Origin of the sequence: Kitasatospora mediocidica KCTC 9733, assembly GCF_000744225.1 — a bacterium.
Classification (GTDB): domain Bacteria; phylum Actinomycetota; class Actinomycetes; order Streptomycetales; family Streptomycetaceae; genus Kitasatospora; species Kitasatospora mediocidica.
On sequence record NZ_JQLN01000005.1, the window covers coordinates 1,399,641 to 1,425,533 of the forward strand.

A 25,893-nucleotide genomic window follows, 5' to 3' on the forward strand; every position below is an offset into this window, starting at 1 on the left:
GTCCCGCCTCGCGCTGTGGCCGCGGGCCGCTCGGCGGGCCGTCCGCGTCCTAGGGCCTAGGAGGTGGTCAGCGCCGGAGGCTGCCCCTGGCTCCTCGGTTGTTCGGCAATCATCTTGCCAAAGACGATGAGCCGCCCCCTGGCGCTGAACTCGGGGGTACAGGTGGTCATCGTGATGTAGCGGCCCGGCTGGGCGAACGGCGAGCCCTTCGGGATCGGCTGAAGCACCGCCACATTGGTCGGCGAGGTCTCCGGGATGCCGCCCTCCACCTCGTAGGTGTAGAAGGATGTGGCGGTCTCCACCACGATCTTGTCGCCCGGGCCGAGCTCGGCCAGTCGGCGGAACGGCTGCCCGTGCGTGGTCCGGTGGGCGGCGACGGCGAAGTTGCCGCTGGCGTCGGCCGGCATCGCGGTGCCGGTGTAGTGGCCGACCAGGCCCTTGTTGAGGACCTTCTCGGTGTCGGTGCCCTCGGCGATCGGGTACTGCAGGCCGAGCTTGGGGACGAAGAGGATCGCGAAGCCCTGCCCCGGGGCGAAGACCCCCGGGTCCTTGGGCGCGGGGGCGCCGGGCGCCGGCGTGGCCGGAGTGGCCCACTGCTGCTCCAGCTTGTTGCGCGCGCTGTTGGCGGAGGCGTCCGCCTGCACGTTGGTCCACCACAGCTGGTACGAGACGAAGAGCAGCATCACCAGGCCGAGCGTGATGCAGAGTTCGCCGACCATCCGGGCCGCGATGACGCCCTTGGACTCCTTGGGCCGGGCCACCGTCGAACGGCGCCCCACGGCCCGCCTGCGGCCGTTTCCGGAGCGCACCGAGATCCGGCCCTGGGCCCGGCGCCGGTCGGCCCGGCCGTCCGGGGAGGAGACGGGCTCGGTCGGGTCCGCGTCCACGGATATCGTCCGCAGCTGCAGGGTCTGGTCGGCCAGCCACGGGTACTCGCCCTGCTGCTGGCCCGGGCCGGGCCGGTAGAACTCCTGGGGTTCGATCACCGGGAGCTGGGCAGTCTCGTACACGCCCCAGCCGTCCGGCTCCGGGTCTGTGTACGGCGGCTGTCCGTACCCCGTGTCCCGGCGCCCCTCCGGACGCACCGCCGTCACGGTCTCAGCCCCGGCCGATCACCGGGGCGAGGCCGGCCGAGCGGCCGACCGCCTCCGGGTCGCCGCACTGCCCCAGCCAGTTGGCCAGCATCCGGTGCCCTCCTTCGGTGAGTACCGACTCGGGGTGGAACTGCACGCCCTCGACCGGCAGTTCGCGGTGCCGCAGACCCATGATCACCCCGCTCTCGGTGCGTGCGGTGACCACCAACTCCGGCGGCACGGTGGCCGGTTCGACCGCCAGCGAGTGGTAGCGGGTGGCCGTCATGGGCGAGGGCAGCCCGGCGAAGACGCCGCCGTCCTCGTGCGTGACCAGCGAGGTCTTGCCGTGCAGCAGTTCGGGCGCCCGGTCGACCACCGCGCCGTAGGCGACCGCGATCGACTGCAGGCCCAGGCAGACGCCGAACAGCGGCAGCCCGGTGTCCGCGCAGTGGCGCACCATGTCGATGCAGACACCGGCCTCCTCGGGCGCGCCCGGGCCGGGGGAGAGCAGCACGCCGTCGAAGCCGCGGTCACCGTCGCGGTGCACCGCCTCCTCGACCGTCACCGCGTCGTTGCGGACCACTTCACAGGTCGCGCCGAGCTGGTACAGGTACTGGACCAGGTTGAAGACGAAGCTGTCGTAGTTGTCGACCACGAGGATCCGCGGGGCGGTGACAGGCGGGGTCATTCGCGCTAACTCCGGTGTGGTGCGGGGTACGGGGGATCAGAGCGGCCGGGCGGGCGGCGGTCAGCCGGCACCGCCGTTGTTGACTGTGACGTCGTTGAAGGGGAGCAGCGGTTCCGCCCAGGGGAAGACGTACTGGAAAAGCACGTAGACCGCGCCGAGCACCAACAGCAGCGAGATGACGGCCCGTACCAGGGCGTTGCCCGGAAGATGGCGCCAGATCCAGCCGTACATGGTGCTCCCTAGGTGATGGGCAGTGGGAACCAGAGTAGACCTCCCACCTGTGCGCGTCGGCGGCTGCGGCCGATCTCCCGCGCAGGCCACGCACGCCGTGCTACCCGCGGGGCCCTACGGCTGCGCCGTGGCGACCTGGAGGTCTGTGGTGCCGGTGTAGCCGGGCACGGCCAGTTCGGTGCTCTCCTGCACCTTCCAGCCCAGCCCGTACGCGTTGACGTACTGCAGGTAGTTGTGGATCGACGGGTCGCCCTCCACCGCCGCCTTCAGCTCGGCGGTCCGGCCGACCGCCCTGATCACGTACGGCGGTGAGTAGACCCGGCCCTGGAGCAGCAGCGTGTTGCCGACGCAACGCACCGCGCTGGTGGAGATCAGCCGCTGGTCCATCACCTGGATGCCCGCCGCGCCGCCGCGCCACAGCGCGTTGACCACGGCCTGGATGTCCTGCTGGTGGATCACCAGGTCGTTGACGCCCGGCTCGGGGACGCCCGGGACGCGGGCGGTGGCGTTGGGCGGCGCGTCGTTGAGGGTGACGGTCAGTCCGGGGCCCTGCAACGGGGTGAGGCCGGACTCCTGCTGGAGCGTGGCGAGCCGGCCGGCGTCGGCCGGGCTCTGGGCCTGCTGCCCGGCCAACTGGTCGGCGCGCTGCTGGAGGGCGGTGAGGTCGGACTGGGCCTGCTGGTTCTGGTCGCTGCGCTGCTGTATGACGTCGCTCAGCCCCAGCAGCGAGTTGTCCGTGCGCAGGTCGATGCCGTTGGCGGCGTGCGCGCTGACGTAGAAGAGCACACCGGCCAGTGCGAAAACACCGCAGGTCAGGGCACGCCCGACAAATCGGACCGGTCGGCGGGGCGTCGGAGCCTGGACGTGGGGAATCTCTCCGGGAATCGAGGAATTCTGCACCGTACCCTTATCTCCTTCTGACCCGGCGAGCCACTACGCTAACGGACGCCGGTGGCATGTGCGGAGTACCTCCCGTACGAACCCGGTCCCCACAGCCGCCCCGCCCCGCTGAGCCCTGCGCGGTCCACAGCGCATCGACAGGAGATCCCCTCGTGCCGAAGTCTCGACTCCGCAAGAAGTCCGACTACACCCCGCCGGTCTCGGCGACCGCTGTCAAGATCAGCAGCGGGCGAAGCTGGGTGGCCCCGGCGATGCTCGCCCTGTTCCTGATCGGGCTGCTGTGGATCGTCACGTTCTACGTGACCGGCGGCACCTGGCCGGTGCACGCGTGGGGCAACTGGAACATCCTGGCCGGCTTCGGCTTCATCGCCGCCGGCTTCGGCCTCTCCACGCAGTGGAAGTAACGGCCGCCTGACGCCCGTCCACCCGTGCCGCTCCGCCCTCGGGCGAGGCGGCACGTCGTGCTGTCCGGCGCCTTTCGGCGACAGCCGACGCCGCTTCTGCGATGTGCTTATCCACACAGTTATCCACAGTGGGGAAAAGTACCCCCAGTCTGTGGATAACTTTTCCGGCCCGGTGCATACCACGCCCGGAGCAGTGCTTCGTCCACCACCGTCCGAGACGTCGAAGCAGCAGGCAGACGCGCGTAGACCGGCTCTCGGCGCGGGAGTTGGCGGCCGGCCTGTGCAGCGGCCCCCAACCACTGTGGACAACCCCGCCCACCCAGCACGCGCCGGCCGCCCGAGTCAACTCAGGCGCGCCGTCTCCACCAGCACCATCCCCAGGACGACGGCCAGCATCAGCACCACCGTCCCCGCCTGCACGAGGTTCCGGTTCGCCCGCGGCGCGTGCATCATCCCGATCCCGGTCAGCGCACCGGCCACCAGCCCGCCCACATGCGCGCGCCAGTCGATCCCGGGCACCGAGAAGGTGATCACCAGGTTGAAGACGATCAGCGCGACCACCGGACCCAGCGGCTGCCGGGCGGCCCGGTACAGCACCACCGTGGCGCCGAACAGCCCGAAGATCGCCCCGGAGGCGCCCAGCGAGGCCACCGCGTCGCCGGCCACCAGGTAGACCAGTGCGCTGCCGGCCAGGCCGGAGACCAGGTACAGCGCCAGATAGCGCACCCGGCCGAGCACCCGCTCGACGGTGGGGCCCATCCACCACAACGCCAGCATGTTGGAGGCGATGTGCCAGGGCTGGACGTGCAGGAAGGTCGCGGTCAGCAGCCGGTACCACTGGTCGGGACCGGCGGCCACGCCGTAGCGGTAGCCGTACTGCTTGACGCTGAACAGCAGGAAGTCCTGTTGCAGCGGCTTGTAGAGGTAGGCAGCCAGTACGAAGACCACCACGTTGATCCCGATCAGGATCTTGGTGACCAGCGCGCCGTCCTGGACCGGCCGGCCGCCGAAGCGCGTGGTCGCGCTGCGCACCTGCGCCGCACCGCCGCTGACGCACTCCGGGCAGTGGAAGCCGACCGAGGCGTTCACCATGCACTGCGGGCAGATCGGCCGGCCGCAGCGCGAGCAGCCGATCCCGGTCTCCCGCTCGGGGTGCCGGTAGCAGCCCGGCAGCGCGTGCGCGGGCTGCGCGGACCCGGGCTGCTGCGCCGAGCCGGGCGCACCCGCAGCCGGCGGCTCGGCCGCTGCGACATCGGGCTGCGGCTTGCTCGGATCGGGCCGACCGGGCTCGTCCTGGACCATCCGGGCACTCCTCCTCATGACGGATCCCGGTGACGCCTCCGCCGTACGGAGTACCACCGGGACCGCCAAGGCTACTGCCGGGCGTCAAGGCCCGGCTGCTGTTCAGGCCTCCCTGCGGGAAGCCGCACCGGTCAGCGGCGGCTGATCTCCACCGACTCGACGACCACGTCCTCGACCGGACGGTCGCCCGGCCGGGTCTCCAGGCCCGCGATCTGGTCCACGACCTTGCGGCTCTCGGCGTCGGCGACCTCGCCGAAGATCGTGTGCTTGTTGGTCAGCCAGGCGGTCGGAGCCACCGTGACGAAGAACTGCGAGCCGTTGGTGCCCGGGCCGGAGTTGGCCATCGCCAGCAGGTACGGCTTGGTGAAGGCCAGGTCGGGGTGGAACTCGTCCGCGAACTTGTAGCCCGGGCCGCCGGTGCCGTTCCCCAGCGGGTCGCCGCCCTGGATCATGAAACCGCTGATCACCCGGTGGAAGACCGTCCCGTCGTAGAGCCGGCCCGTGGACTTCTCCCCGGAGTTCGGGTCGACCCACTCCCGGCTGCCCTCGGCCAGCTCGACGAAGTTCCGCACTGTCTTCGGCGCATGGTTGGGCAGGAGCTCGATGACGATGTCGCCGTGGTTCGTCTTGAGGGTCGCGAACAGTTTCTCGGCCACGGGAGGTACCTCTCTGTCTACGTCACTGACCCCGGAATCCTCCCACGCACCCCTCGCCCGACATGCGAATCACCGTCCGCAGACGGCCCAGCCTGTGATGCAAGGGGACAAATCAGGATGCATGATCTTCAATCAGGTGGATAGGTGCATAGAGACGCCACCCCCAGGAGGAGGATCTCGTGACCCGCTTGGACACAGCCCGCGAGAACGCAGGCAAGACCCTGGAGACCTTGGCGCCCTACGCCGCAGGGGCCAAGGACACCGCCGCGCACTACGCGGACGAGGCCCGCCAGCGGCTCGGTCCGGCGCTGGACGCGCTCGGGCCCCGGTTCGAGGCCGCCACCGGCCAGGCCAAGGCCGGCAGCCTGCAGGCCGCCCACACGGCCCGGGTCGGCTACGTGAAGCACGTCGCCCCGCACGTCGAGCACGCCTTCGCCTCGCTGCCCCCGAAGGCCCAGGAGAGCACCCTGCGGGCCGTCCACCGCGCCCAGGAGGCCGCGCTGGCCGCCAAGCACTCGGCGGACCGGGCCGGCGCCCACGCCAGGACGAGCACCCTGCCCAGAATCAGCAGCGCGCTGGACGACGCCCGCGCGGCCACCGTGCCGCTGGTCCAGGAGGCCCAGCTGCGCGGCAACGCCGCACTCACCGCCCTGCACGGCAACGTGAGCGCCGAGGAGATCAACCGGCTGGCCGCGAAGAACGCCAAGAAGGCCCACCGCAACGGCCTCGCCACCGGGCTGGCCATCGCCGGCACCGTGGCGGTCGGCAGCGGCGTGCTGATCTGGCAGTGGTGGCGCAAGCAGAGCGAGCCGGAGTGGCTGGTCGAGCCGCCCGCCGTGCAGGGCCCGCCGAACACCGTGCACCCGGCCAGCAGCGACCTGGGTGCCTCCGCCACCGGCGCCGGCACCGCCCCGCTGAACGGCTCGGCCCCCGAGCCCCCGGCCCCCGGCCCCACACCGGGCCCGCACACCGCCGGCACCCCCGAGGACCACCCCAAGCCGCACGACCCGCGCAAGCCGCACTGACGGCCCGCCAGACGCCGAAGGCCGACCCGGATCACCGGGTCGGCCTTCGTGCTGTGGAACCTGTGGAGCTTAGGAGACTCGAACTCCTGACATCTGCCTTGCAAAGGCAGCGCTCTACCAACTGAGCTAAAGCCCCTCGACGGCCCGGCTGGCGCCGTCAGGCAACAGCGTACCGGGTCCTGCGGAGAATCTTCAGCAGGTATCCCGGCAGCACTGCGGGGAGGGCGGACCGAGAGGCCCGAAGGGGCCCCCCGCCGTCCGCATCCGAATTCTCAGCGACCGGCCGGGATCGGGTCGGTGGCCTCGGTCCACAGGTCCTGCTCGGCACGGTCGGCCTGGACCTGACGGTAGACAAAGAAGCCGCCGAGGGCGACCAGGGCGACCAGGAGGAGCTTCTTCACCGCGGGACCTCGTCCTTCTAGCAAATGGGCGGGCTCGGCAGGAGGATCCCGGCCGACCGGCCAGGACTGCGAGTCCTCGGATGTACAAGTACGAACCGGCGGTCGAATGGACGAACCACCATGCGGCCGATGATACACACCCGTGTCCTGTTCGAGACCGGCCAGCAGTGCCCCAACCGGCTGACCCTGACGACGGATTGACGCCGCGCCTCCCGGTCGGCCCAAACCGGCCGCCGCCCGGCCACCGCGCGGCCCCGAACCTGCGGCACCGAACCCTTGGCGCCGCAACACAGAACGGCCCCCATACTCGCGTGAGTATGGGGGCCGTTCTCGCAGGTGGGCCTAACAGGACTTGAACCTGTGGCCTCTTCCTTATCAGGGAAGCGCTCTAACCGTCTGAGCTATAGGCCCTTGCCGCACTCAAAGATTAGCGGACCTCCGGCCGATCTCCCAAATCCGGGTCCACCGACCCGCTCGGACCGCCGATCGCAACGCGCAGCTCAGGGGACCTGGCGAGGTCCGCGGCCGCCTCCGCGCGGGCCAGCCACTGCTCGCGGGTGGGCGGCAGGCCGCTGGCGCCGGCCGGGCCGGTGCGCACGGCGAGGACCTGGTTGATGCCGATCCGGTTCTCCTCGAAGGCCAGCGCCGAGGCGGCCATGTACAGCCGCCAGACCCGCGCCCGGCCGACGCCGACCAGGCCGACCGCCTCCGACCAGTGCGCCTCCAGGTTGGCCACCCAGTCCCGCAGGGTCAGGGCGTAGTGCTCGCGCAGCGACTCCACGTCCCGGACCTCGAAGCCTGCCTCCTCCAGCAGCGCGACGGTGCTGCCGATCGGCGCCAGCTCACCGTCCGGGAAAACGTAGCGGGAGATGAAGGGGCTGGTGACGTACGGCTCGCCGGGCTGGCTGGGGCGCCGGGCGATCTGATGGTTGAGCAGCCGGCCGCCGGGGGCCAGCAGTCCGTACAGTCCGGTCGCGTAGGTGCGGTACTGCTCGCTGCCGACGTGCTCGGCCATCCCGACGCTGGAGATGGCGTCGTAGGGGCCGTCCGGGATCTCCCGGTAGTCCTGGAGGCGGATCTCCACCCGGTCGGCCAGCCCGGCGTCGGCGACCCGCTGGGTGGCCAGCGCCACCTGCTCGGCGGAGATGCTGACGCCCACCGCGCTCACGCCGTAGTGCCGGGCCGCGTGCAGCACCAGCGAGCCCCAGCCGCAGCCGACGTCCAGCAGCCGCATCCCCGGCTTCAGGCCCAGCTTGCGGCAGATCAGGTCGAGCTTGGCCTCCTGGGCGTCCTCCAGACTCTTGCCCTCGGGCGTCCAGTAGGCGCAGGAGTAGACCAGCGAGGAGCCGAGCACCAGGCGGTAGAAGTCGTTGCCGACGTCGTAGTGGTGGCTGATCACGGCGCGGTCCCGGCCGCGGCTGTGCACCCGGCCGGCGGGACGGGCCTCCTCCGGCGGAGCGGCGGGCTGCGGGCCGATCGCCCCGGCCCGCAGGGCGGCGCTCAGCAGGGCCCGCACCGCGCGCCGGGTCTCGGGGTCGGCCAGCTCGGAGACGCCCAGCTGCAGGCCCTTGATCTCGGGCCGCTCGACGAAGTGCGCGAACTCGGCCAGCACCTCGTACAGGCCGGTGTCGGGGCCGAAGTCCAGATCCCCCGAGACGTAGGCGCGCACCAGGCCCAGTTCGCCCGGTGACCAGACCAGCCGGCGCAGCGCCCGGCGGTTGCGCAGTACCAGTTGCGGCGAACCGGCGGGCCCCGCCGAACTGCCGTCCCAGGCCTGGATTCGGAACGGGAGTCGGGTGCCGAGCAGCCCCTCCAGCGCACCGACGAGCTGCTGAGCGATCTGTGCCATCGCGCGAAACCTCCAAGCAACCTGGTGGGCAGCCGTCGCACCGACTCTGCCCCCTGAGCCGTACCAGTAGCCGTGCAGGTCCCACCAGCCAAGCGGTAACCGGCTCGCTCCCCCCCGGCGGCACGCCGGGCCATCACGCCAGTCACCCGAATGCCAACGGGCCCCACCGCTCGAACAGCCGGTGGGACCCGTGCATTCCGTGGTTCACGGAAAAGCTGAGATTGTTTGACGCCGCGTCAGTCCTCTTCCGCCAGCGTCAGTTCGATGCCGCCGGTGAAGCCGGCCGCGGTGTTGTAGATGAACGCCGCCAGCGTGGACAGCGCGGTCAGCAGCACGACGTCCACGGCCGCGATCATCGTGGTGAACGAGAGCACCTTGCCGAAGCCGACGTAGTCCATGATGTTCAGGCCGCCGGTGGCGCCGTCGGTGCCCGAGCCGGTGACCTCCTTGAGCGTCTTGCCCAGCGAGGTGAAGACGCCCAGCGAGTCCAGCGTCTCCCAGAGCACCGCGGACGCCACGATCAGGATGATGCCGATCGCCACCGAGAGCAGGAAGCTGACCTTCATCACCGACCACGGGTCGGCCTTGGTGACCCGCAGCCGCGCCTTACGGGTCCGCCCGGCCAGCCCGCCGGGGGCGGACTGCGGTGCGGTGCCCGGACGGCGCGGACCGGGGGCGCCGGGCGTGCCGGCGGGGCCGGTGGGCGCGCCACCGCTGGTCCGGGTCCCGCGGGGCGGCGTCGGCTGCCCCTTGGTGTAGGTGGTCGGCGTGGAGTAGCCCGCCGGGGCCGTCCCACTCGGCGGCTGGGCCGGCTGCGGCGGCGTGCCGTATCCACCGCCCACCGCGGACATCAGTGAGGTGGACGCCGCGGGGTGCTCCGCCGGCGGCTGCGGCACACCTCCGTACGGCGCACCGCCCGGCGCGGCACCTCCCGCAGCACCCGTGCTCCCGCTCACTCTGGTCCTCCCGCAGTTCCCCGCCAGAGCAGCGATCTGCGCCCTGGTCGTCACTCCACTGTCCAGCATCGGACCGACTTGCCCGAAACCGGGGCGGTCGGCGCCCCCGGACCTCCCGGGGGCAACCGACTACCGAATGTCGGGTCAGGCCTGGTCACCGGCGTCGGAGGGAGCCTGGGCACCCTCGTCGGCCGGCTCGGCCGGACCCGAACCGTCGTGGTCCTGAGGAGCGTCCTGAGCAACGTCCTCAATGATGTCCTCGTCCTCCGCCTCCGCGTTGCGGGCCATGCCCACCACCGCGTCGCGCTTTCCGAGGTTGATCAGTTGGACGCCCATCGTGTCACGTCCGGTTTCACGAACTCCGGAAACCCTTGTACGGATCACACCACCCGAAAGTGTGATGGCCATGATCTCGTCGGTCTCGTCGACGACCAGCGCCCCGACCAGCGAGCCACGACCCTCGACGATCTTGGCCGCCTTGGTGCCGAAGCCACCACGTCCCTGAACACGGTACTCGTCCACCGGGGTGCGCTTGGCATATCCGCCGTCGGTAGCGGTGAAGACAAATGTGCCCGGACGGACAACATTCATCGACAACAGCTCGTCGTCCTCGCGGAACGCCATACCCTTGACGCCCGAGGTGGCGCGGCTCATCGGCCGCAGCGCCTCGTCGGTCGCGGTGAAGCGGATCGACTGCGCCTTGCGCGAGACCAGCAGCAGGTCGTCCTCGGCGGAGACCAGCTCGGCGCCGATCAGCTCGTCGTCGCGGCCGTCCTCGTCCTGCCGCAGGTTGATCGCGATCAGGCCGCCGGAGCGCGGCGAGTCGTAGTCCTTGAGCGGGGATTTTTTAACCAAACCCTCACGCGTGGCCAGCACCAGGTAGGGAGCGTCGGCGTAGGTGCGGACCGCCTTCACCTGGGTGATGTGCTCCTCCGGCTGGAACGCCAGCAGGTTGGCCACGTGCTGGCCGCGGGCGTCGCGGCCGGCGTCCGGCAGCTCGTAGCCCTTGGCGCGGTAGACCCGGCCCTTGTTGGTGAAGAAGAGGATCCAGTTGTGCGTCGTGGTCACGAAGAAGTGGTCGACGAGGTCGTCCTGCTTCAGCTGGGCCCCGCGCACCCCCTTGCCGCCGCGCTTCTGCGAGCGGTACAGGTCGGAGCGGGTCCGCTTGACGTAGCCGCCACGGGTGATCGTGACGACGATGTCCTCCTCCGCGATCAGGTCCTCGACCGACATGTCGCCGTCGAAGGGGATCAGCGTGGAGCGCCGCTCGTCGCCGTACTTCTCGACGATCGCGGTCAGCTCCTCGGAGATGATCTCGCGCTGACGGGCCGGCGAGGCCAGGATCGCGTTGTACTCGTCGATCTTGCGCTGGAGCTCGTCGTGCTCGTCCATGATCCGCTGGCGCTCCAGGGCGGCCAGCCGGCGCAGCTGCATCTCCAGGATCGCGTTGGCCTGCAGCTCGTCGATGCTGAGCAGGTTCATCAGGCCGCTGCGGGCGGCGTCGGCGCTGTCCGAGGCCCGGATCAGCGCGATGACCTCGTCGATCATGTCGAGCGCCTTGAGCAGCGCGCGCAGGATGTGCGCGCGCTCCTCGGCCTTGCGCAGCCGGAAGCGGGTGCGCCGGACGATGACCTCGACCTGGTGGTTGACCCAGTGCCGGATGAACGCGTCGAGCGACAGCGTGCGCGGCACGCCGTCGACCAGGGCGAGCATGTTCGCGCCGAAGTTGGTCTGCAGGTCGGTGTGCTTGAAGAGGTTGTTCAGCACCACCTTGGCGACCGCGTCGCGCTTGAGCACGACGACCAGGCGCTGGCCGGTCCGCGAGGAGGACTCGTCGCGGACGTCGGCGATGCCGGCCACCCGGCCGTCCTTCACCAGGTCGGCGATCTTCAGCGCCAGGTTGTCGGGGTTCACCTGGTACGGCAGCTCGGTGACCACCAGGCACTGGCGGCCCTGGATCTCCTCGACCTCCACCACCGCGCGCATGGTGATCGAGCCGCGGCCGGTCCGGTAGGCGTCCTCGATGCCGCGGCGGCCCACGATCAGCGCGCCGGTCGGGAAGTCCGGCGCCTTGATCCGCTCGATCAGGGCGTCCAGCAGCTCCTCGTTGGAGGCGTCGGGGTGCTCCAGCGCCCAGAGCGCGCCCGACGCGACCTCGCGCAGGTTGTGCGGCGGGATGTTGGTGGCCATGCCGACCGCGATGCCGGTGGCACCGTTGATCAGCAGGTTGGGGATGCGGGCCGGCAGGACGGTCGGCTCCTGCGAGCGGCCGTCGTAGTTGGCGGCGAAATCGACGGTGTCCTCGTCGATGTCCCGCATCATCTCCATGGCCAGCGGCATCATCTTGCACTCGGTGTACCGCATGGCGGCGGCCGGGTCGTTGCCCGGGGAACCGAAGTTGCCGTTGCCGTCGACCAGCGGCATCCGCAGCGACCAGGGCTGGGCCAGCCGCACCACGGTGTCGTAGATCGAGGTGTCGCCGTGCGGGTGGTAGTTGCCCATCACGTCGCCGACCACGCGGGCACACTTGTAGTAGCCCTTCTCGGGCCGGTAGCCGCCGTCGTACATCGCGTACAGCACCCGGCGGTGCACCGGCTTGAGGCCGTCGCGGACCTCGGGGAGCGCCCGGCTGACGATCACGCTCATCGCGTAGTCGAGGTAGGAGCGCTGCATCTCGGTCTCGAGCTCGATCGGCTCGACCCGGGAGACGAAGACGTCGGTGGAGGTGCTGTCCGGCTGCTCGCCGTCGGGACGGTTGTCGTCGACCACTGGTGGTCAGTTTCCTTTCACGCGTGACTGGTACGTACGGACGGAGTCGTGAGGACCCGTCACACGTCCAGGAAGCGGACGTCCTTGGCGTTGCGCTGGATGAAGGACCGGCGGGCCTCGACGTCCTCGCCCATCAGGACCGAGAAGAGGTCGTCGGCACGGGCCGCGTCCTCCAGGGTGATCTGCTGCAGCAGCCGGTGAGACTGGTCCATGGTGGTGATCCGCAGCTCCTCGGCGTTCATCTCGCCCAGACCCTTGAAGCGCTGGATCGCGTCGTCCTTGGGCAGCCGGCGCCCGGCCGCCACGCCCGCCGCGATCACGCTGTCGCGCTCGCGGTCGGAGTAGACGTACTCGAAGTCCTCGCGACCCCACTTGATCTTGTACAGCGGCGGCATCGCCAGGTACACATACCCGGACTCCACCAGCGGCCGCATGAAGCGGAACAGCAGGGTGAGCAGCAGGGTGCGGATGTGCTGCCCGTCGACGTCGGCGTCCGCCATCAGGACGATCTTGTGATAGCGGAGCTTGGACTCGTCGTAGTCCTCCTGGATGCCGCAGCCGAAGGCCGAGATCAGCGCCTGGACCTCGGTGTTCTGCAGCACCTTGTCGATCCGGGCCTTCTCGACGTTCAGGATCTTGCCGCGGATCGGCAGGATGGCCTGGATCCGCGGGTCACGGCCCTGCTTGGCCGAGCCGCCGGCCGAGTCGCCCTCGACGATGAAGATCTCGCACTCGGAGGGGTCCTTGGACTGGCAGTCGCTCAGCTTGCCGGGCAGCGAGGCGCTCTCCAGCAGGCCCTTGCGGCGGGTCAGGTCGCGCGCCTTGCGGGCCGCCATCCGGGCCGTGGCCGAGTTGATCGACTTGCGGATGATGTCCGCGGCCTCCACCGGGTGGCGGTCCAGCCAGTCGTTCAGCTGCTCGTGCACCACCTTCTGGACGAAGGTCTTCGCCTCGGTGTTGCCCAGCTTGTCCTTGGTCTGGCCCTCGAACTGCGGCTCGCCGAGCTTGACCGAGATGATCGCGGTGAGGCCCTCGCGGATGTCCTCGCCGGAGAGGTTCTCGTCCTTCTCGCGGAGCAGCTTCTTGTCCCGCGCGTAGCGGTTCACCAGGCCGGTCAGCGCCGCGCGGAAGCCCTCCTCGTGGGTACCGCCGCCGTGCGTGTGGATGGTGTTGGCGAAGCTGTAGACCCCCTCGGTGTACGAGGCGTTCCACTGCATCGCGATCTCCACCGAGATCGTCTTGTCCTTGTCCTCCGCCTCGAAGTCGATGACCGAGGGGTGGATCACGTCGCCCTTGCGGGAGTTGAGGTGCGTCACGAAGTCGGCGATGCCGCCCTCGTAGTGGTACGAGACGGAGAGCGGCTTGCCCTCGTCGTCGACGTGCTCCTCGCGCTCGTCCGTCAGCGAGATGGTCAGGCCCTTGTTGAGGAAGGCCATCTCCTGGAACCGGCGGGAGAGCGTCTCGAAGGAGTAGACGGTGGTCTCGAAGATGTCCCCGTCGGCCCAGAACGTGACGCTGGTGCCGGTGCGGTCGGTGGCCTCGTGCTCGGCCAGCGGCGCGGTCGGGACGCCCTGCTTGTACTCCTGGGTCCAGCGGCGGCCGTCGGTGTGGATCTCGATCGCCAGCCGCGTGGAGAGCGCGTTGACCACCGAGACGCCGACGCCGTGCAGACCGCCGGAGACGGCGTAGCCGCCGCCGCCGAACTTGCCGCCCGCGTGCAGCACCGTCAGGACGACCTCGACGGCCGGCTTGTCCTGACCCGGGACCATGCCCACCGGGATGCCGCGGCCGTTGTCGACCACCCGCACCGCGCCGTCGGCCAGGATCGTCACCGCGATGGTGTCGGCATGCCCCGCCATCGCCTCGTCGACGGAGTTGTCGACGACCTCCTGCACCAGGTGGTGCAGGCCGCGCTCACCGGTGGAGCCGATGTACATACCGGGGCGCTTGCGGACCGCGTCCAGCCCCTCCAGGACCTGGATCGCGTTGGCGTCGTACGCCACCGGGTCGGCGGGGGCGGCCTGGGTGGCCGGGTCGGTGGGGACTGGGGACTGGCTGGATTCGCCGGAATCGGCCACGAAGCGCCCTCTCTGGCACAGCACGGGCCGCATCCCCACCCGATGGACGGGCGAGCGTGCGACCTCGGCGTTCGACTCTGTTACCGCAAGCGGCAGTGTTTGGCTTTCAGTCTACCGGTACGACCGACAGAGATGGGCGTTTGGCAGGCTCTGAAGGCGGATGTGCCGCTCTGAATCCCCTCCGCACATGTCCCGATACTCGCCCAGGGGGCTCAGCGGCCTCAAAAGGGCCGTCAGCGGTTCCGGAGGGCGGCCCTCCGTCAAGGCCCTCGCGGCCCGGATCGAGCGCCCGGATCGAGCGCGCGGGCCGACGGGCGATCAGCCCCAGGTGTCGCCCGGACCGCGGCTGCCCGGCGCCCGCAGCCGCCCGTACCCGCGCTGCGGTGCGGCCGGGCCGAGCACCTTGATCACCCGGACCGTGCCATGGCCCAGCTCGTGATTGAGGCGTGCCACCAACTGCCGTGCCAGCAAGCGCAGTTGCGTCGCCCAGGCGGTGGAGTCGCAACGGACCGTCAGCACCGCCTCCGCCTCCGCGAAGTGCTCCGGGGCACAGTGCGCCGAGATGTCCGGGCCGACGATCTGGGACCAACGGCCCATCACCCCGCCCACCGCGGCCGGCGCCTCCCAGCCCCGCTCGGTGATCAGCCGGTTCAACGCTGCCCCCAAGGGCACCGGATCCCGCCCGTCCGCCCGCGCCCCACTGCGCAGGCCGTGCCGCTTGGCCTCGCGCTTCTCGCGCACCTGCTCCCCGCGCTGCCTCGCCTGCTCCTTCGCCGCCCGCAGCGCGACCCGGGCCAGATCGACCCCGGACAGCTCGGATTCCTTGCTCATCGCGGCGCGCTCCTTCCCCAGGCTGTGGACAGACCAGCGTACGAGGTTCCCCGGGGGCTCGCTGACACCGGCTCTCAGAGCCGGTCGACGGCTCCGCCCGCCACCGCGTACCGCGCGCCGCGCAACGCCTTCGGCACGTCATCGGGCACCGCCGCGGTCACCAGCACCTGCTCGCCCCCGGCGACCAGCTCGGCCAGCTGGTCACGGCGCCGGGCGTCCAGCTCGGCGAAGACGTCGTCCAGGATCAGCACCGGCTCACCGCCGTCCGCCCGCAGCAGCTCGTACGAGGCCAGTCGCAGCGCCAGCGCGTACGACCAGGACTCCCCGTGGCTCGCGTAGCCCTTGGCCGGCAACTCGCCGAGCTTCAGCCCGAGCTCGTCGCGGTGCGGCCCGACCAGGGTCAGCCCCCGCTCGGTCTCCTGCTTGCGGACGGCCTGCAGGGCCTCCAGCAGCTGCTGGTAGGCCTCCTCCCGGCTGGCCGGCAGCGCCCCCTCGAAGGACGAGCGGTACTCCAGCAGGGTCGGCCCGCCACCGGGCGCCAGCTGCTCGTACGCCTGCGCCACCAGCGGCTGGAGCGCGTCCACCAGCCGGACCCGGAAGGCCGTCAGCTCGGCGCCGGCCCGTGCCAGGTGGCCGTCCCAGACCTCCAGGGTGGACAGGTCGGCGCCCTTGCCGCCGCCGGCCCGACGGGCCATCGCGGCGGTCTTCAGCAGCGCGTTGCGCTGCTTGAGGACCCGCTCGTAGTCCTGCCGGACGCCCGCCAGGCGCGGGGCACGGGCAGTCAGCAGCTCGTCCAGGAACCGCCGGCGCTCGCCCGGGTCGCCCTTCACCAGCGAGAGGTCCTCGGGGGCGAACAGGACGGTCCGCAGCAGGCCGAGCACGTCCTTGGGCCGGACGTTGTCCGAGCGGTTGATCCGCGCCCGGTTGGCCTTGCCCGCGGTGATCTCCAGCTCGACCAGGGTGGTCCTGGCCCGGTCGACGACCGAGGAGCGGACCACCGCCCGCTCGGCGCCCAGCCGGATCAGCGGGGCGTCGGTGGCCACCCGGTGGCTGCCCAGCGTGGAGACGTAGCCGATCGCCTCGACCAGGTTCGTCTTGCCCTGGCCGTTGGGCCCCACGAACGCCGAGACGCCCGGGTCGAGGGGCACCTCGACCCGGGCGTACGAACGGAAGTCGGCGAGCGACAGATGCGCGACATGCATGGGGGTGGACTGCGCTCGCCTTCTGCGGGGATCGTTACTTGGACTCGACCGCGTGGCCGCCGAACTGGTTGCGCAGCGCGGCGATCATCTTCATCTGCGGGGAGTCGTCCTGCCGGGAGGAGAACCGGGCGAAGAGCGAGGCGGTGATGGCGGGCAGCGGGACCGCGTGGTCGATCGCGGCCTCCACCGTCCAGCGGCCCTCGCCGGAGTCGGCGGCCCAGCCCTTGAGCTTCTCCAGGTGCTCGTCGTCGTCCAGCGCCCGGACCGAGAGGTCGAGCAGCCAGGACTTGATGACGGTGCCCTCCTGCCAGCTACGGAAGACCTCGCGCACGTCGGTGACCTCGGGGACGGCCTCCAGCAGCTCCCAGCCCTCGGCGAACGCCTGCATCATGGCGTACTCGATGCCGTTGTGGACCATCTTCGCGAAGTGGCCGGCGCCGACCTTGCCCGCGTGCACCGCGCCGAAGTCGCCCTCGGGCTTGAGCGCGTCCAGGATCGGCTGGACCTTCGCCACGTCCTCGGCGGCGCCGCCGTACATCAGCGCGTAGCCGTTCTGCAGGCCCCAGACGCCGCCGGAGACGCCGCAGTCCACGAAGCCGATGCCCTTGGCCGCCAGCAGCTCGGCGTGCTTGATGTCGTCCGTCCAGCGGGAGTTGCCGCCGTCGACGACCACGTCGCCGGGGGAGAGCAGCTGGGCAAGCTCCTCCACGGTGGCCTGGGTCGGGCCGCCGGCCGGGACCATCACCCAGACCACGCGCGGGCCCTGAAGCCCGGTCACGAGCTCCTGGAGGCTCGCGACGTCGGCAAGGTCGGGGTTGCGGTCGTAGCCGATGACGGTGTGGCCGGCGCGGCGGATGCGCTCACGCATGTTGCCGCCCATCTTGCCGAGACCGATGAGGCCGAGCTCCATGACAAGTCCTTACCTGGTGGTGTCGTGCCTGACGGCGGCGCCGTTGCCGCGCCTGCTGAGCCTACGCCGCGGGGTGTCCACAAGCTGTTCCCAGCCTGTGGACACCCCGCGCTGCTGAGGGCCTCGGTCAGCCGGAGAGCCGCACCGGCATGATCAGGTACTGGTACGCCTCGTCGGCCTCGGCGTCCACCGCGGCCTTGCCGCTGAGCAGGGCGGGCTTGGTCGAGGTGGTGAAGGCCAGCTGGGCGTAGGCGGAGTCGATGGCCTTCAGGCCCTCCTCCAGGTAGCCCGGGTTGAAGGCGATCGAGATGTCGTCGCCCTCCAGGTCCGCGTCGATCCGCTCGGTGGCCTGGGCGTCGTCGCCCGAGCCGGCCTCCAGGGTCAGCACGCCCTGCTCGAAGTTGAGCCGGACCGGGGTGTTGCGCTCGGCGACCAGCGAGACGCGCTTGAGCGCCTCCAGGAACGGCTGGGTCTGGATCGCCGCGATCGCGTTGAACTCGGTCGGGAAAAGGCTGCGGAACTTGGGGAACTCGCCCTCCAGCAGCCGGGTGGTGGTCCGCCGGCCGGCGCCCTCGAAGCCGATCAGGCCCTCGCCCGCGCCGCCCGAGGCGAGCGCGATGGAGACCGTGTCGCCGCTGCCGAGCGACTTGGCGATGTCCTGCAGGGTCTTGGCGGGGACCAGCGCGACCGCCGAGATGTCCGGCTGCTCGGGCTTCCAGAGCAGGTCGCGGACGGCGAAGCGGTAGCGGTCGGTGGCGGCCAGGGTGATCCGGTCGCCCTCGATCTCCACCCGGACACCGGTCAGCACCGGGAGGGTGTCGTCGCGACCGGCGGCCACGGCGGCCTGGCTGACGGCGGAGGCGAAGACCTCACCGGAGACCGTGCCGGTCGCGGTGGGCATCTGCGGCAGGGCCGGGTACTCCTCGACCGGGAGGGTCGGCAGGGTGAACCGGGAGGTGCCGCAGACCACGGTGACCCGCTGGCCGTCGGTGGAGATCTCCACAGGCCTGTTGGGAAGGTTGCGCGAGATGTCGTTGAGCAGCCGGCCGGAGACCAGCACGGTGCCCGACTCCTCGACGTCCGCCTCCAGCTCGACCCGGGCCGAGACCTCGTAGTCGAAACCGGAGAGGGCCAGCGTGCCCTCCTGCGCCGTCAGCAGCAGGCCGGCCAGCACCGGCACCGGCGGCCTCGCCGGGAGGCTGCGGGCTGCCCAGGCCACCGCCTCCGCGAGGACGTCACGCTCCACCCGGAACTTCACCGGTAACCGCCTCCTGGATCCTGCTGTCGCTTCTGATCTTGATCGTCTGACCGGCACTGGACAGCGGGGCTAGCCCCATCGGCTCCAGGTGCCGAAGGACAGTCTGACCTACTCCACGGACAGACGGGGCAGACGGGCGGAAGCAAGCCGAACAAATGTCGGTCGGGCGTTGTCCACAGATTTCGGCCCACCCCACTGTTTTCCGAGTCAACTGGTCTATAGGTGTAGTGGTAGTAGTAGGGGCTGTGGATACCGTGGATAACCCCGTTTCCGCAGGTCAGACCCGGTTTTTTGTCCACAGTGGGTGTGGACGCAGCCGGTGGATAACCAGGTGCCACTGTGGAGAACTGAGCGTTACCCACAGGGCACGTTGCGTATCCACAGGTTATCCCCAGCGCCGTCCCCAGATCGGAGGCGGGTTATCCACGGGCGTCGGTCAACATCTCGTGACGGCTTTCACACCAGGTGATGAACAGGGCCTGCACGTTGTCGAACAGTGGATACAGCTGTGGAGAACCTGGGGATAACCTGCCCCAGCCTGGGGACGGCCGGTGGACAACCACGAACCCGGTCTGACGCCCCGCCAACTGTCCACAGCCTGTGGATAACCGTTGTGCACAAGTCCACAGGGCACTGACCTGCGCCGAAGAGCGTAACGGCCGTCCACCTGTGGAGGAATTCGGGATAACTCCGGGCTCCCCACACTGTGGACGGGGGAAAGCACCCGTTCCTGTGGACAGTCGGCCATCCGGCTCACACTGTTCGATTACCTGGTCAGTTGTACGAAAGCGACCGGAGGCTGGTGGAGCGTCAGCTGAAGCGAGCATTCCCCCGCTCCACCGGATTCACACCCGCCGTCCCCTTGGATTCGGTACCCCGAAGGCGCCCGAAGGGGCTGACGGGAACGCCAAGAAGGGGTGCCCGGACGATGCGTCCCGACACCCCTGCGACAGCCTCAACAGGCCGCTGTGGGCTAGCTCTTGATCCGGTTGGTCAGCTCGGTGACCTGGTTGTAGATGGACCGCCGCTCGGCCATCAGCGAGCGGATCTTGCGGTCCGCGTGCATCACCGTGGTGTGGTCGCGGCCGCCGAACTGTGCGCCGATCTTCGGCAGCGAGAGGTCGGTCAGCTCCCGGCAGAGGTACATCGCGATCTGGCGGGCCGTCACCAGCACCCGGCTGCGCGAGGATCCGCAGAGATCCTCCACGCTCAACCCGAAGTACGCGGCGGTCTGCTGCATGATCACCTGCGCGGTGATTTCGGGGCCGGCGTCCTCACCCCCGCCGGGGATCAGGTCCTTGAGCACGATCCCGGCCAACTCCAGGTCCACCGGCGCCCGGTTGAGGTTGGCGAAGGCGGTCACCCGGATCAGCGCGCCCTCCAACTCCCGGATGTTCCGGGTGATTCGGGAAGCGATGAACTCCAACACATCGGCCGGAGCGTTGAGTTGCTCCTGAATCGCCTTCTTGCGAAGGATCGCGATCCGGGTCTCCAGCTCGGGCGGGGTGACGTCGGTGATCAGTCCCCACTCGAAGCGGTTGCGGAGCCGGTCCTCCAGCGTGATCAGCTGCTTGGGCGGCCGGTCCGAGGAGAGCACGATCTGCTTGTTGGCGTTGTGCAGGGTGTTGAACGTGTGGAAGAACTCCTCCTGCGTCGACTCCTTGCTCGCCAGGAACTGGATGTCGTCGACCAGCAGGATGTCCATGTCCCGGTAGCGCTTGCGGAACGCGTCCGCCTTGCCGTCCCGGATCGAGTTGATGAACTCGTTGGTGAACTCCTCGGAGCTCACGTACCGCACCCGGGTGCCGGGGAAGAGGCTGCGCGAGTAGTGCCCGATGGCGTGCAGCAGGTGGGTCTTGCCCAGCCCCGACTCGCCGTAGATGAAGAGCGGGTTGTACGCCTTGGCGGGTGCCTCGGCCACCGCGACCGCCGCGGCGTGGGCGAACCGGTTGCTGGCGCCGATCACGAAGGTGTCGAACAGGTACTTGGGGTTGAGGCGGGCAGCCGGCTCGTCCTTGCGCGAGCCGCCGGCCGGCGGTGCGCCGGGCGGGGCGGGGACGCCGGGCACGGGGGTGCGGTCGGCGACCCGTTCGGGCAGGTTCGGCGACCCGGGACGGTCCACCTCGGAGCCGGGGCGAATGGCCGGCACGCCGCCGGTCCGGCTCGGGTCGGGCATCAGCTGGCCGCGGTCCTGCGGCGCGTTGCCGCTCGGCCGGCCGCCCTGCTGACCACGCTGGCCCGCTCCCGGCGGCTGTCGTACCCCGGGCCTGGCCCGTTCCTCGCCGGTCGGGTCGTACGCGCCGCCGAACAGGTCGCCCTGCGCCGGGTCGCCGCCGGGCCGCTGCCCGGGGGACTGCTGCGGCGCGCCGCCCTGGTGCTGCTCGGGGGACTGCTCCTGGAGGTTCTCGTTCTCCCGGCCGGTCCACTGCCGGTACTGGTGCGGCTCGCCGTACTGCGGCCGCTCCTGGTACGGGCGGTCCTGGTAGGGCTGCTCGCCGTACTGCTGAGGCTCGGGGTACTGCTGCTCCTGGTAGGGCCGCGCCGGGTAGCCGCCCTGGCGCTCCCAGCTCTCGCCCTGGCCGCTCCACTCGGACCGCTCCGAGCGCTCGGACCGCTCGGACCGCTCGGAGCCCTCCGGACGCTCGGCCTGCTCGGGCCGCTCGGCGTACGGAGCGGGACGCTGGTCGTAGCCGGCGGTGTCGTACCGGCCGCGCCCGAAGGTCGGCGCGGACTGCTGCGGATAGCCCTCGGCCGGTCCGGCGGCCCAGCCGGTCGGCTCCTCGGTGGGCTGCGGCTCCGGCTCGACGGCGGGGGAGGGGCTCGGCGGCGCCGCGTTCGCGTCCACCATGACGGCGATCCGGACCGGCCGGCCGAACTGCTGGCTCAGCCCGTCGGTCAGCTGGGGCAGCAACCTGCCCTCCAGCACCTGCTTCGCCCACTCGTTGGGCGCCGCGAGCAGGGCGGTGTCGTGCATCATCCACATCGGCTGGGTGCGCTGCACCCAGAGTTTGTCCTTGTCACCGACCGAGGTGTCGTTGACCAGCCGCTCGACGACCTTCGCCCAGGCGGGGGCGAGATCGCTGTTGACATCAGCCACTGGTGCACGCTTTCTCGTTCCCCCGAACGGGGAGGTCCTGGTCAGGATCTGGTGTCGGTTCGGGTGGATGAACAAACCAGACAAGTCCTGCAACGGTAGTCAGCGGACAGAGCTGATACAAGTTGTTGTCCACAGGCTGTGCACGAGTGCCCTGTGGCGGTCAGTCGGGGAGTCCTCCGACGAAGCCGGTTTGACCCTCGACCCTCGTCCCGCGTACCGTAACCAGGTCGAGTTGTCGATGGCCGCTGCCGCATGTCCGCGGGTCCACCCCGCTTCCAGAAGGCGCGCAGCACGGGCGCCGTGGATTGCCTCTTACCCCAGCAGACCTGGGGTTTCGGGTCGGATTTCCCAGTCCTGAAGGGGAGATCACGCGGACGCACGGTGACGGCCAAGCTGCGATTCGTCATCCTACGATTCACCCCAGGAGCCCCCGAGTGAGCAAGCGCACCTTCCAGCCGAACAACCGTCGTCGCGCCAAGACCCACGGCTTCCGGCTGCGGATGCGTACCCGCGCCGGCCGCGCCATCCTGGCGACCCGCCGTGCCAAGGGCCGCACCAACATCTCCGCCTGATCCGCGTCCAGGGTCTCCAGTGCTGCCCCCCGAGAATCGGCTGCGGCGGCGCCAGGACTTCGCGACCGCGGTCAAACGCGGACGCCGGGCCGGCCGACCGCTGCTAGTCGTCCATCTCAGACGAGAGGACGAGCCTGCGGCGCAGGTCGCCGGGGACAGCGACTCCCACCCGCACGTCGCCGAGGGGACATCCTCGGCGCGTGCGGGTTTCGTCGTGAGCAAGGCGGTCGGACCGGCCGTGGTGCGCAACGTCGTGAAGCGTCGCCTGCGTCACCTTGTCCGGGACCGTCTGGCGCAGTTTCCCGCAGGTAGCCTGATAGTGGTACGCGCGCTGCCCCCGTCGGGGACGGCTTCGTACCTGGATCTTGCACATGACCTGGATGCGGCCCTTCGGCGGTTGCTCCGCACGGAGCCCGGCCCCTCGACAACAGGGGTCCCGGCGACAGGATCAGGGCGATGAAGTACCTGCTGATGGGACTGATCAGGGCCTACCAGTGGACGATCAGTCCACTGCTCGGTCCGGTCTGCCGTTACTACCCGTCGTGTTCGCACTACGGGTACGACGCCGTGCGGGTGCACGGCGCGGTGAAGGGCAGTGCCCTCACCGCGTGGCGCATCCTGCGCTGCAACCCCTGGTCCCCCGGCGGTGTGGACCACGTACCGCCACGCAAGCATCCCGTTTGGCACCAGCGGCTCCGCGCCCTGGTGCAGCCCAGGACCGGCACCGCCGTTCGCCCGGAGCCCGCGGGCTCCCCGGCCGACGGCCCGGTCACCACAGGCTCGACGGCTGCTGGTCAGACGTCGGTAGGCCCGATGTCCGCAAGCCTGACGACCAAGCCCAATGCCCAAGGAGTCTGACCGGTGACCTGGTCCTTCCTGAATCCCCTGTACACCGCGGTGTCCTGGATCATCGTCCAGTTCCACTCGCTGTACAGCCACGTCTTCCCGGCCGACAGCGGTTGGGCCTGGGGTCTGGCCATCGCCTCGATGGTGATCGTGATCCGGATCTGCCTGATCCCGCTCTTCGTGAAGCAGATCAAGTCGACCCGGGCCATGCAGGCTATCCAGCCGAAGATGAAGGCCATCCAGGAGCGCTACAAGAACGACAAGCAGCGCCAGTCCGAAGAGATGATGAAGCTCTACAAGGAGGCGGGCACCAACCCCTTCTCGAGCTGCCTTCCGATCCTGGTGCAGATGCCGTTCTTCACCGCCCTCTACGGGGTGCTGAGCTCGGTCGCGCACAACAAGCCGATCGGCGTCATCAAGGGCGACCTGCTGGCGAGTGCCCAGCATGCGCACATCTTCGGTGCGCCGCTGTCGGCGACCTTCGTGCACAGCGGTGACACCAGCGTCAAGGTCGTCACCGGCGTGATGATCATCCTGATGTCGCTGTCGCAGTTCATCACCCAGCGCCAGCTGATGACCAAGAACATGGACCTCACGGTCAAGACGCCGTTCATGCAGCAGCAGAAGATGCTGATGTACGTCTTCCCGTTCATGTTCGCCGTGATGGGCATCAACTTCCCGGTCGGTGTGCTGGTCTACTGGCTGACCACCAACGTCTGGTCGATGGGCCAGCAGCTGGTTGTCATCCACAACAACCCGACGCCCGGCAGCAAGGCCTGGGACGAGCGTCAGGCCCGCCTGAAGGCGGCCGGCCGGTTGAACCCGGACGGCACCGTGATCAAGGGTGCGGGCGTCCTCGGGCTCGTCGGTCTCGGCGGGAGCAAGGCCGCCGCGCAGCAGCAGGCCGCAGCCGCGGCCGCCGTCACGGAGTCGGTCCAGGTCCGCCGCCAGCAGCCGCGCAAGCAGAGCAAGTCGCAGCGCCAGCAGGTGCACACCGGTGCCAAGGTCGGCCTCGCCAAGGACGACGCCGCCGAGGACGAGGCTCCCGAGGATGCCGTGCCCTCGACGCAGGGAGCCGGCAAGACCGAGTCCCCGGCCGCTGCCAAGCGCCAGCAGCCGACCAAGCAGAGCGGCGGATCGGCGAAGCGGGGCCCGCAGCAGGGCGGCCAGTCGCAGAGCGGTCAGCGGCCCAAGAAGAAGTCCTGATCCGCCCGCGTTGCTGAGCCGGACCTCTGCCTGATCTTCGTCCTCGGCCCGTACCTCTGGGCCCCATCTCCGAAGGAGTCCCTCCTGTGACGGAAGGCACCACCTCCGCCGTCGATGCCGGTCAGAGCGTCGATGCCGTCGATGCCGTCGACTCGACCGACACCCTGCTCGCTGGTCTGGAGCAGGAGGGCGAGATCGCGGCCGACTATCTGGAAGGCCTGCTGGACATCGCCGACCTCGACGGCGACATCGACATGGACGTGGAGGGCGATCGCGCCCTGGTGTCCATCGTCGGTGACGGCGACGACCGGACGCTGCTGCGTCTGGTCGGGCAGGACGGGGAGGTGCTGGAGGCGCTCCAGGAGCTGACCCGGCTGGCCGTGCACCGCGAGACCGGCGAGCGCAGCCGGCTGATGCTGGACATCGCCGGCTTTCGGGCGCGCAAGCGGACCGAGCTGGCGGACCTGGGTGCCAAGGCCGCGGAGCAGGCGAAGACGACCGGCGAGCCGGTCAAGCTGCGGCCGATGACCCCGTTCGAGCGCAAGGTCGTCCACGACGCCGTGGCTGCGGCCGGACTGCGCAGCGAGTCGGAGGGCGAGGAGCCCCAGCGCTGCGTTGTCGTCCTGGCGGGTTGAGACCCGTCTGCGAAGCCCGCTCCCGACCGACCCCGTCCGCCTCGTGCGGGCGGGGTCGTCGTTCCTGGGGCGGGTCCGAGTTGGCGGGGGATGTTTCACGTGAAACGGTGCTTGAGGCGGGTCGGTGGAATCGGTGAGCGGAGAAGCTGAGATGGCGACGGACAGTGCGGCGGCCGAGGGTGTGCCGGAGGGGCTCTCCGAGGCACCGCAGGCGGCCCGGGAGATCTTCGGTGAGCAGTTCTCCGCCGCGGAGCGCTACGCCGAGCTGCTGGCAACCTCGGGGGTTCAGCGCGGGCTGATCGGGCCGCGGGAGGTGCCGCGGCTCTGGGACCGCCATGTGCTGAACTGCGCGGTGCTGGCGGAGCTGCTCCCGATCGGGGCGACGCTCTGCGACGTCGGGTCGGGCGCGGGCCTGCCCGGGATTCCGGTGGCGCTGGCGCGGCCGGATGTCTCGGTGACGCTGCTGGAGCCGCTGCTGCGGCGCACCACCTTCCTGGAGGAGGTGGTCCGGGAGCTGGGCCTGGAGAACGTCACCGTGCTGCGGGGGCGGGCCGAGGAGATGATCGGCAAGGTCGCGGTGGAGATCGTCACCGCGCGCGCGGTGGCTCCGCTGGACCGGCTGGCCGGCTGGGGCCTGCCCCTGCTGCGTCCGTACGGGCAGATGCTGGCGCTCAAGGGCGACAGTGCCGAGCAGGAGCTCGCCGAGTCCCGCGCGGCGCTCGCCCGGCTCGGCGCGGTGGAGTGCTCGGTGATCCCGGTGGGGGAGAGCGCCCTGGGCGCCGCGACCCGGGTGGTCCAGGTGAAGGTCGGCGAGAGCCCGGGCGGCGTCAAGGCGGCGACCCGGCGGGCCAAGGCGGCCAGGGCGGGGCGGGTGGCCCGGCCGGCCGACGGCGGCCGTGCCGCGGGGCGGCGCCGACGCTGAGAGCTGCCGGTCGGAGCCCGCTGAGGCCGTTCTGACCATGCTGGACGAAGAGGCCCGGGTCGCCATGGTGCGACGCGGGCCT

The 25,893-nt window shown here is 70.3% G+C and carries 23 protein-coding genes, 2 tRNA genes and 1 pseudogene; 8 read left to right on the forward strand and 18 right to left on the reverse strand.

Going from position 1 to position 25,893, the window contains the following annotated elements; genetic code table 11:
• Window positions 1-56 precede the first annotated feature (56 nt).
• From BS80_RS40910 to BS80_RS20200, 4 genes are all read right to left on the reverse strand, one after another.
• Entirely contained in the window at window positions 57-1,010 is a 954-nt protein-coding gene (locus BS80_RS40910) for a class E sortase (protein WP_051966824.1), read from the reverse strand.
• 88 nt (window positions 1,011-1,098) lie between these two features.
• Entirely contained in the window at window positions 1,099-1,761 is a 663-nt protein-coding gene (locus BS80_RS20190; RefSeq protein WP_035799348.1) for an aminodeoxychorismate/anthranilate synthase component II, read from the reverse strand.
• 60 nt (window positions 1,762-1,821) lie between these two features.
• Window positions 1,822-1,992: a hypothetical protein gene (locus tag BS80_RS41935; RefSeq protein ID WP_035799350.1), complete on the reverse strand. Its 171-nt coding sequence runs from the start codon at window positions 1,990-1,992 to the stop codon at window positions 1,822-1,824.
• 114 nt (window positions 1,993-2,106) lie between these two features.
• Window positions 2,107-2,865, reverse strand: coding sequence for a DUF881 domain-containing protein (locus tag BS80_RS20200; RefSeq protein WP_083975313.1), 759 nt, complete (start codon window positions 2,863-2,865; stop codon window positions 2,107-2,109).
• Between the two features lie 179 nt (window positions 2,866-3,044).
• On the opposite strand from BS80_RS20200, the gene crgA reads away from it, so the two are divergent.
• Complete coding sequence (gene crgA, locus BS80_RS20205) at window positions 3,045-3,296, forward strand: cell division protein CrgA (protein ID WP_035799352.1); 252 nt, start codon at window positions 3,045-3,047, stop codon at window positions 3,294-3,296.
• A gap of 342 nt (window positions 3,297-3,638) precedes the next feature.
• Here crgA and BS80_RS20210 read toward each other — a convergent pair whose 3' ends face one another.
• Both BS80_RS20210 and BS80_RS20215 read right to left on the reverse strand, forming a co-directional pair.
• Complete coding sequence (locus tag BS80_RS20210; RefSeq protein WP_083974957.1) at window positions 3,639-4,598, reverse strand: rhomboid family intramembrane serine protease; 960 nt, start codon at window positions 4,596-4,598, stop codon at window positions 3,639-3,641.
• A gap of 131 nt (window positions 4,599-4,729) precedes the next feature.
• Window positions 4,730-5,254 (reverse strand): peptidylprolyl isomerase, encoded by a 525-nt coding sequence (locus BS80_RS20215; RefSeq protein ID WP_035799357.1) that lies wholly within the window; start codon window positions 5,252-5,254, stop codon window positions 4,730-4,732.
• 179 nt (window positions 5,255-5,433) lie between these two features.
• Here BS80_RS20215 and BS80_RS20220 point away from each other — a divergent pair, with 179 nt between their 5' ends.
• Window positions 5,434-6,279, forward strand: a complete 846-nt coding sequence (locus BS80_RS20220; RefSeq protein ID WP_051966825.1) for a DUF5324 family protein — start codon at window positions 5,434-5,436, stop codon at window positions 6,277-6,279.
• A 63-nt stretch (window positions 6,280-6,342) separates the two neighbouring features.
• On the opposite strand, the gene BS80_RS20225 is transcribed toward BS80_RS20220, so the two are convergent.
• From BS80_RS20225 to dnaA, 12 genes are all read right to left on the reverse strand, one after another.
• A tRNA-Ala gene (locus tag BS80_RS20225) sits at window positions 6,343-6,415 on the reverse strand.
• Window positions 6,416-6,551: 136 nt separating this feature from the next.
• A complete protein-coding gene (locus tag BS80_RS42915; RefSeq protein ID WP_211786189.1) occupies window positions 6,552-6,680 on the reverse strand; it encodes a DLW-39 family protein in 129 nt (42 codons plus the stop codon).
• Window positions 6,681-7,017: 337 nt separating this feature from the next.
• Window positions 7,018-7,091 (reverse strand) — tRNA-Ile (locus BS80_RS20230).
• Between the two features lie 16 nt (window positions 7,092-7,107).
• Window positions 7,108-8,529 carry an SAM-dependent methyltransferase gene (locus BS80_RS20235; RefSeq protein WP_035799358.1) on the reverse strand — a complete coding sequence of 474 codons (1,422 nt, stop codon included), beginning with the start codon at window positions 8,527-8,529 and terminating at the stop codon, window positions 7,108-7,110.
• A gap of 236 nt (window positions 8,530-8,765) precedes the next feature.
• Complete coding sequence (locus BS80_RS20240) at window positions 8,766-9,485, reverse strand: DUF3566 domain-containing protein (protein WP_232246541.1); 720 nt, start codon at window positions 9,483-9,485, stop codon at window positions 8,766-8,768.
• 144 nt (window positions 9,486-9,629) lie between these two features.
• Window positions 9,630-12,254, reverse strand: coding sequence for a DNA gyrase subunit A (gene gyrA, locus BS80_RS20245; protein ID WP_035799360.1), 2,625 nt, complete (start codon window positions 12,252-12,254; stop codon window positions 9,630-9,632).
• A 59-nt stretch (window positions 12,255-12,313) separates the two neighbouring features.
• The gene (gyrB, locus tag BS80_RS20250) at window positions 12,314-14,356 is read right to left on the reverse strand and encodes a DNA topoisomerase (ATP-hydrolyzing) subunit B (protein WP_035799362.1); all 2,043 of its coding nucleotides are present in this window, start codon (window positions 14,354-14,356) and stop codon (window positions 12,314-12,316) included.
• A 294-nt stretch (window positions 14,357-14,650) separates the two neighbouring features.
• Window positions 14,651-15,163, reverse strand: a complete 513-nt coding sequence (locus BS80_RS20255) for a DUF721 domain-containing protein (protein ID WP_083974961.1) — start codon at window positions 15,161-15,163, stop codon at window positions 14,651-14,653.
• Window positions 15,164-15,237: 74 nt separating this feature from the next.
• A complete protein-coding gene (gene recF, locus BS80_RS20260) occupies window positions 15,238-16,365 on the reverse strand; it encodes a DNA replication/repair protein RecF (RefSeq protein ID WP_035799367.1) in 1,128 nt (375 codons plus the stop codon).
• Window positions 16,366-16,399: 34 nt separating this feature from the next.
• The gene (gene gnd / locus BS80_RS20265) at window positions 16,400-17,275 is read right to left on the reverse strand and encodes a phosphogluconate dehydrogenase (NAD(+)-dependent, decarboxylating) (RefSeq protein ID WP_035799370.1); all 876 of its coding nucleotides are present in this window, start codon (window positions 17,273-17,275) and stop codon (window positions 16,400-16,402) included.
• Window positions 17,276-17,402: 127 nt separating this feature from the next.
• Complete coding sequence (gene dnaN / locus BS80_RS20270; RefSeq protein ID WP_035799371.1) at window positions 17,403-18,533, reverse strand: DNA polymerase III subunit beta; 1,131 nt, start codon at window positions 18,531-18,533, stop codon at window positions 17,403-17,405.
• Window positions 18,534-19,506: 973 nt separating this feature from the next.
• Window positions 19,507-21,630: a chromosomal replication initiator protein DnaA gene (gene dnaA, locus BS80_RS20275; RefSeq protein WP_035799374.1), complete on the reverse strand. Its 2,124-nt coding sequence runs from the start codon at window positions 21,628-21,630 to the stop codon at window positions 19,507-19,509.
• A 434-nt stretch (window positions 21,631-22,064) separates the two neighbouring features.
• On the opposite strand from dnaA, the gene rpmH reads away from it, so the two are divergent.
• From rpmH to rsmG, 6 genes and pseudogenes are all read left to right on the forward strand, one after another.
• Window positions 22,065-22,202, forward strand: coding sequence for a 50S ribosomal protein L34 (gene rpmH, locus BS80_RS20280; RefSeq protein WP_035799375.1), 138 nt, complete (start codon window positions 22,065-22,067; stop codon window positions 22,200-22,202).
• Between the two features lie 19 nt (window positions 22,203-22,221).
• Window positions 22,222-22,617, forward strand: a pseudogene (gene rnpA, locus BS80_RS39500) (ribonuclease P protein component); the annotation flags it as partial.
• Window positions 22,618-22,658: 41 nt separating this feature from the next.
• Complete coding sequence (yidD, locus tag BS80_RS20290; protein ID WP_035799377.1) at window positions 22,659-23,060, forward strand: membrane protein insertion efficiency factor YidD; 402 nt, start codon at window positions 22,659-22,661, stop codon at window positions 23,058-23,060.
• Window positions 23,061-23,063: 3 nt separating this feature from the next.
• Window positions 23,064-24,254 (forward strand): membrane protein insertase YidC, encoded by a 1,191-nt coding sequence (yidC, locus tag BS80_RS20295; RefSeq protein WP_035799379.1) that lies wholly within the window; start codon window positions 23,064-23,066, stop codon window positions 24,252-24,254.
• An 86-nt stretch (window positions 24,255-24,340) separates the two neighbouring features.
• Entirely contained in the window at window positions 24,341-24,889 is a 549-nt protein-coding gene (locus BS80_RS20300) for a Jag family protein (protein WP_035799382.1), read from the forward strand.
• A gap of 151 nt (window positions 24,890-25,040) precedes the next feature.
• Window positions 25,041-25,811, forward strand: coding sequence for a 16S rRNA (guanine(527)-N(7))-methyltransferase RsmG (rsmG, locus tag BS80_RS20305; protein ID WP_051966827.1), 771 nt, complete (start codon window positions 25,041-25,043; stop codon window positions 25,809-25,811).
• Window positions 25,812-25,893: the final 82 nt, after the last annotated feature.

Coding starts and splice junctions, on each gene's coding strand:
- BS80_RS20190 (WP_035799348.1), bottom strand. CDS start 1,761: ATGACCCCGCCTGTCACCGCCCCGCGGATCCTCGTGGTCGACAACTAC.
- BS80_RS41935 (WP_035799350.1), bottom strand. CDS start 1,992: ATGTACGGCTGGATCTGGCGCCATCTTCCGGGCAACGCCCTGGTACGG.
- BS80_RS20210 (WP_083974957.1), bottom strand. CDS start 4,598: ATGGTCCAGGACGAGCCCGGTCGGCCCGATCCGAGCAAGCCGCAGCCC.
- BS80_RS20235 (WP_035799358.1), bottom strand. CDS start 8,529: ATGGCACAGATCGCTCAGCAGCTCGTCGGTGCGCTGGAGGGGCTGCTC.
- BS80_RS20255 (WP_083974961.1), bottom strand. CDS start 15,163: ATGAGCAAGGAATCCGAGCTGTCCGGGGTCGATCTGGCCCGGGTCGCG.
- recF (WP_035799367.1), bottom strand. CDS start 16,365: ATGCATGTCGCGCATCTGTCGCTCGCCGACTTCCGTTCGTACGCCCGG.
- gnd (WP_035799370.1), bottom strand. CDS start 17,275: ATGGAGCTCGGCCTCATCGGTCTCGGCAAGATGGGCGGCAACATGCGT.
- yidD (WP_035799377.1), top strand. CDS start 22,659: ATGAAGTACCTGCTGATGGGACTGATCAGGGCCTACCAGTGGACGATC.
- rsmG (WP_051966827.1), top strand. CDS start 25,041: ATGGCGACGGACAGTGCGGCGGCCGAGGGTGTGCCGGAGGGGCTCTCC.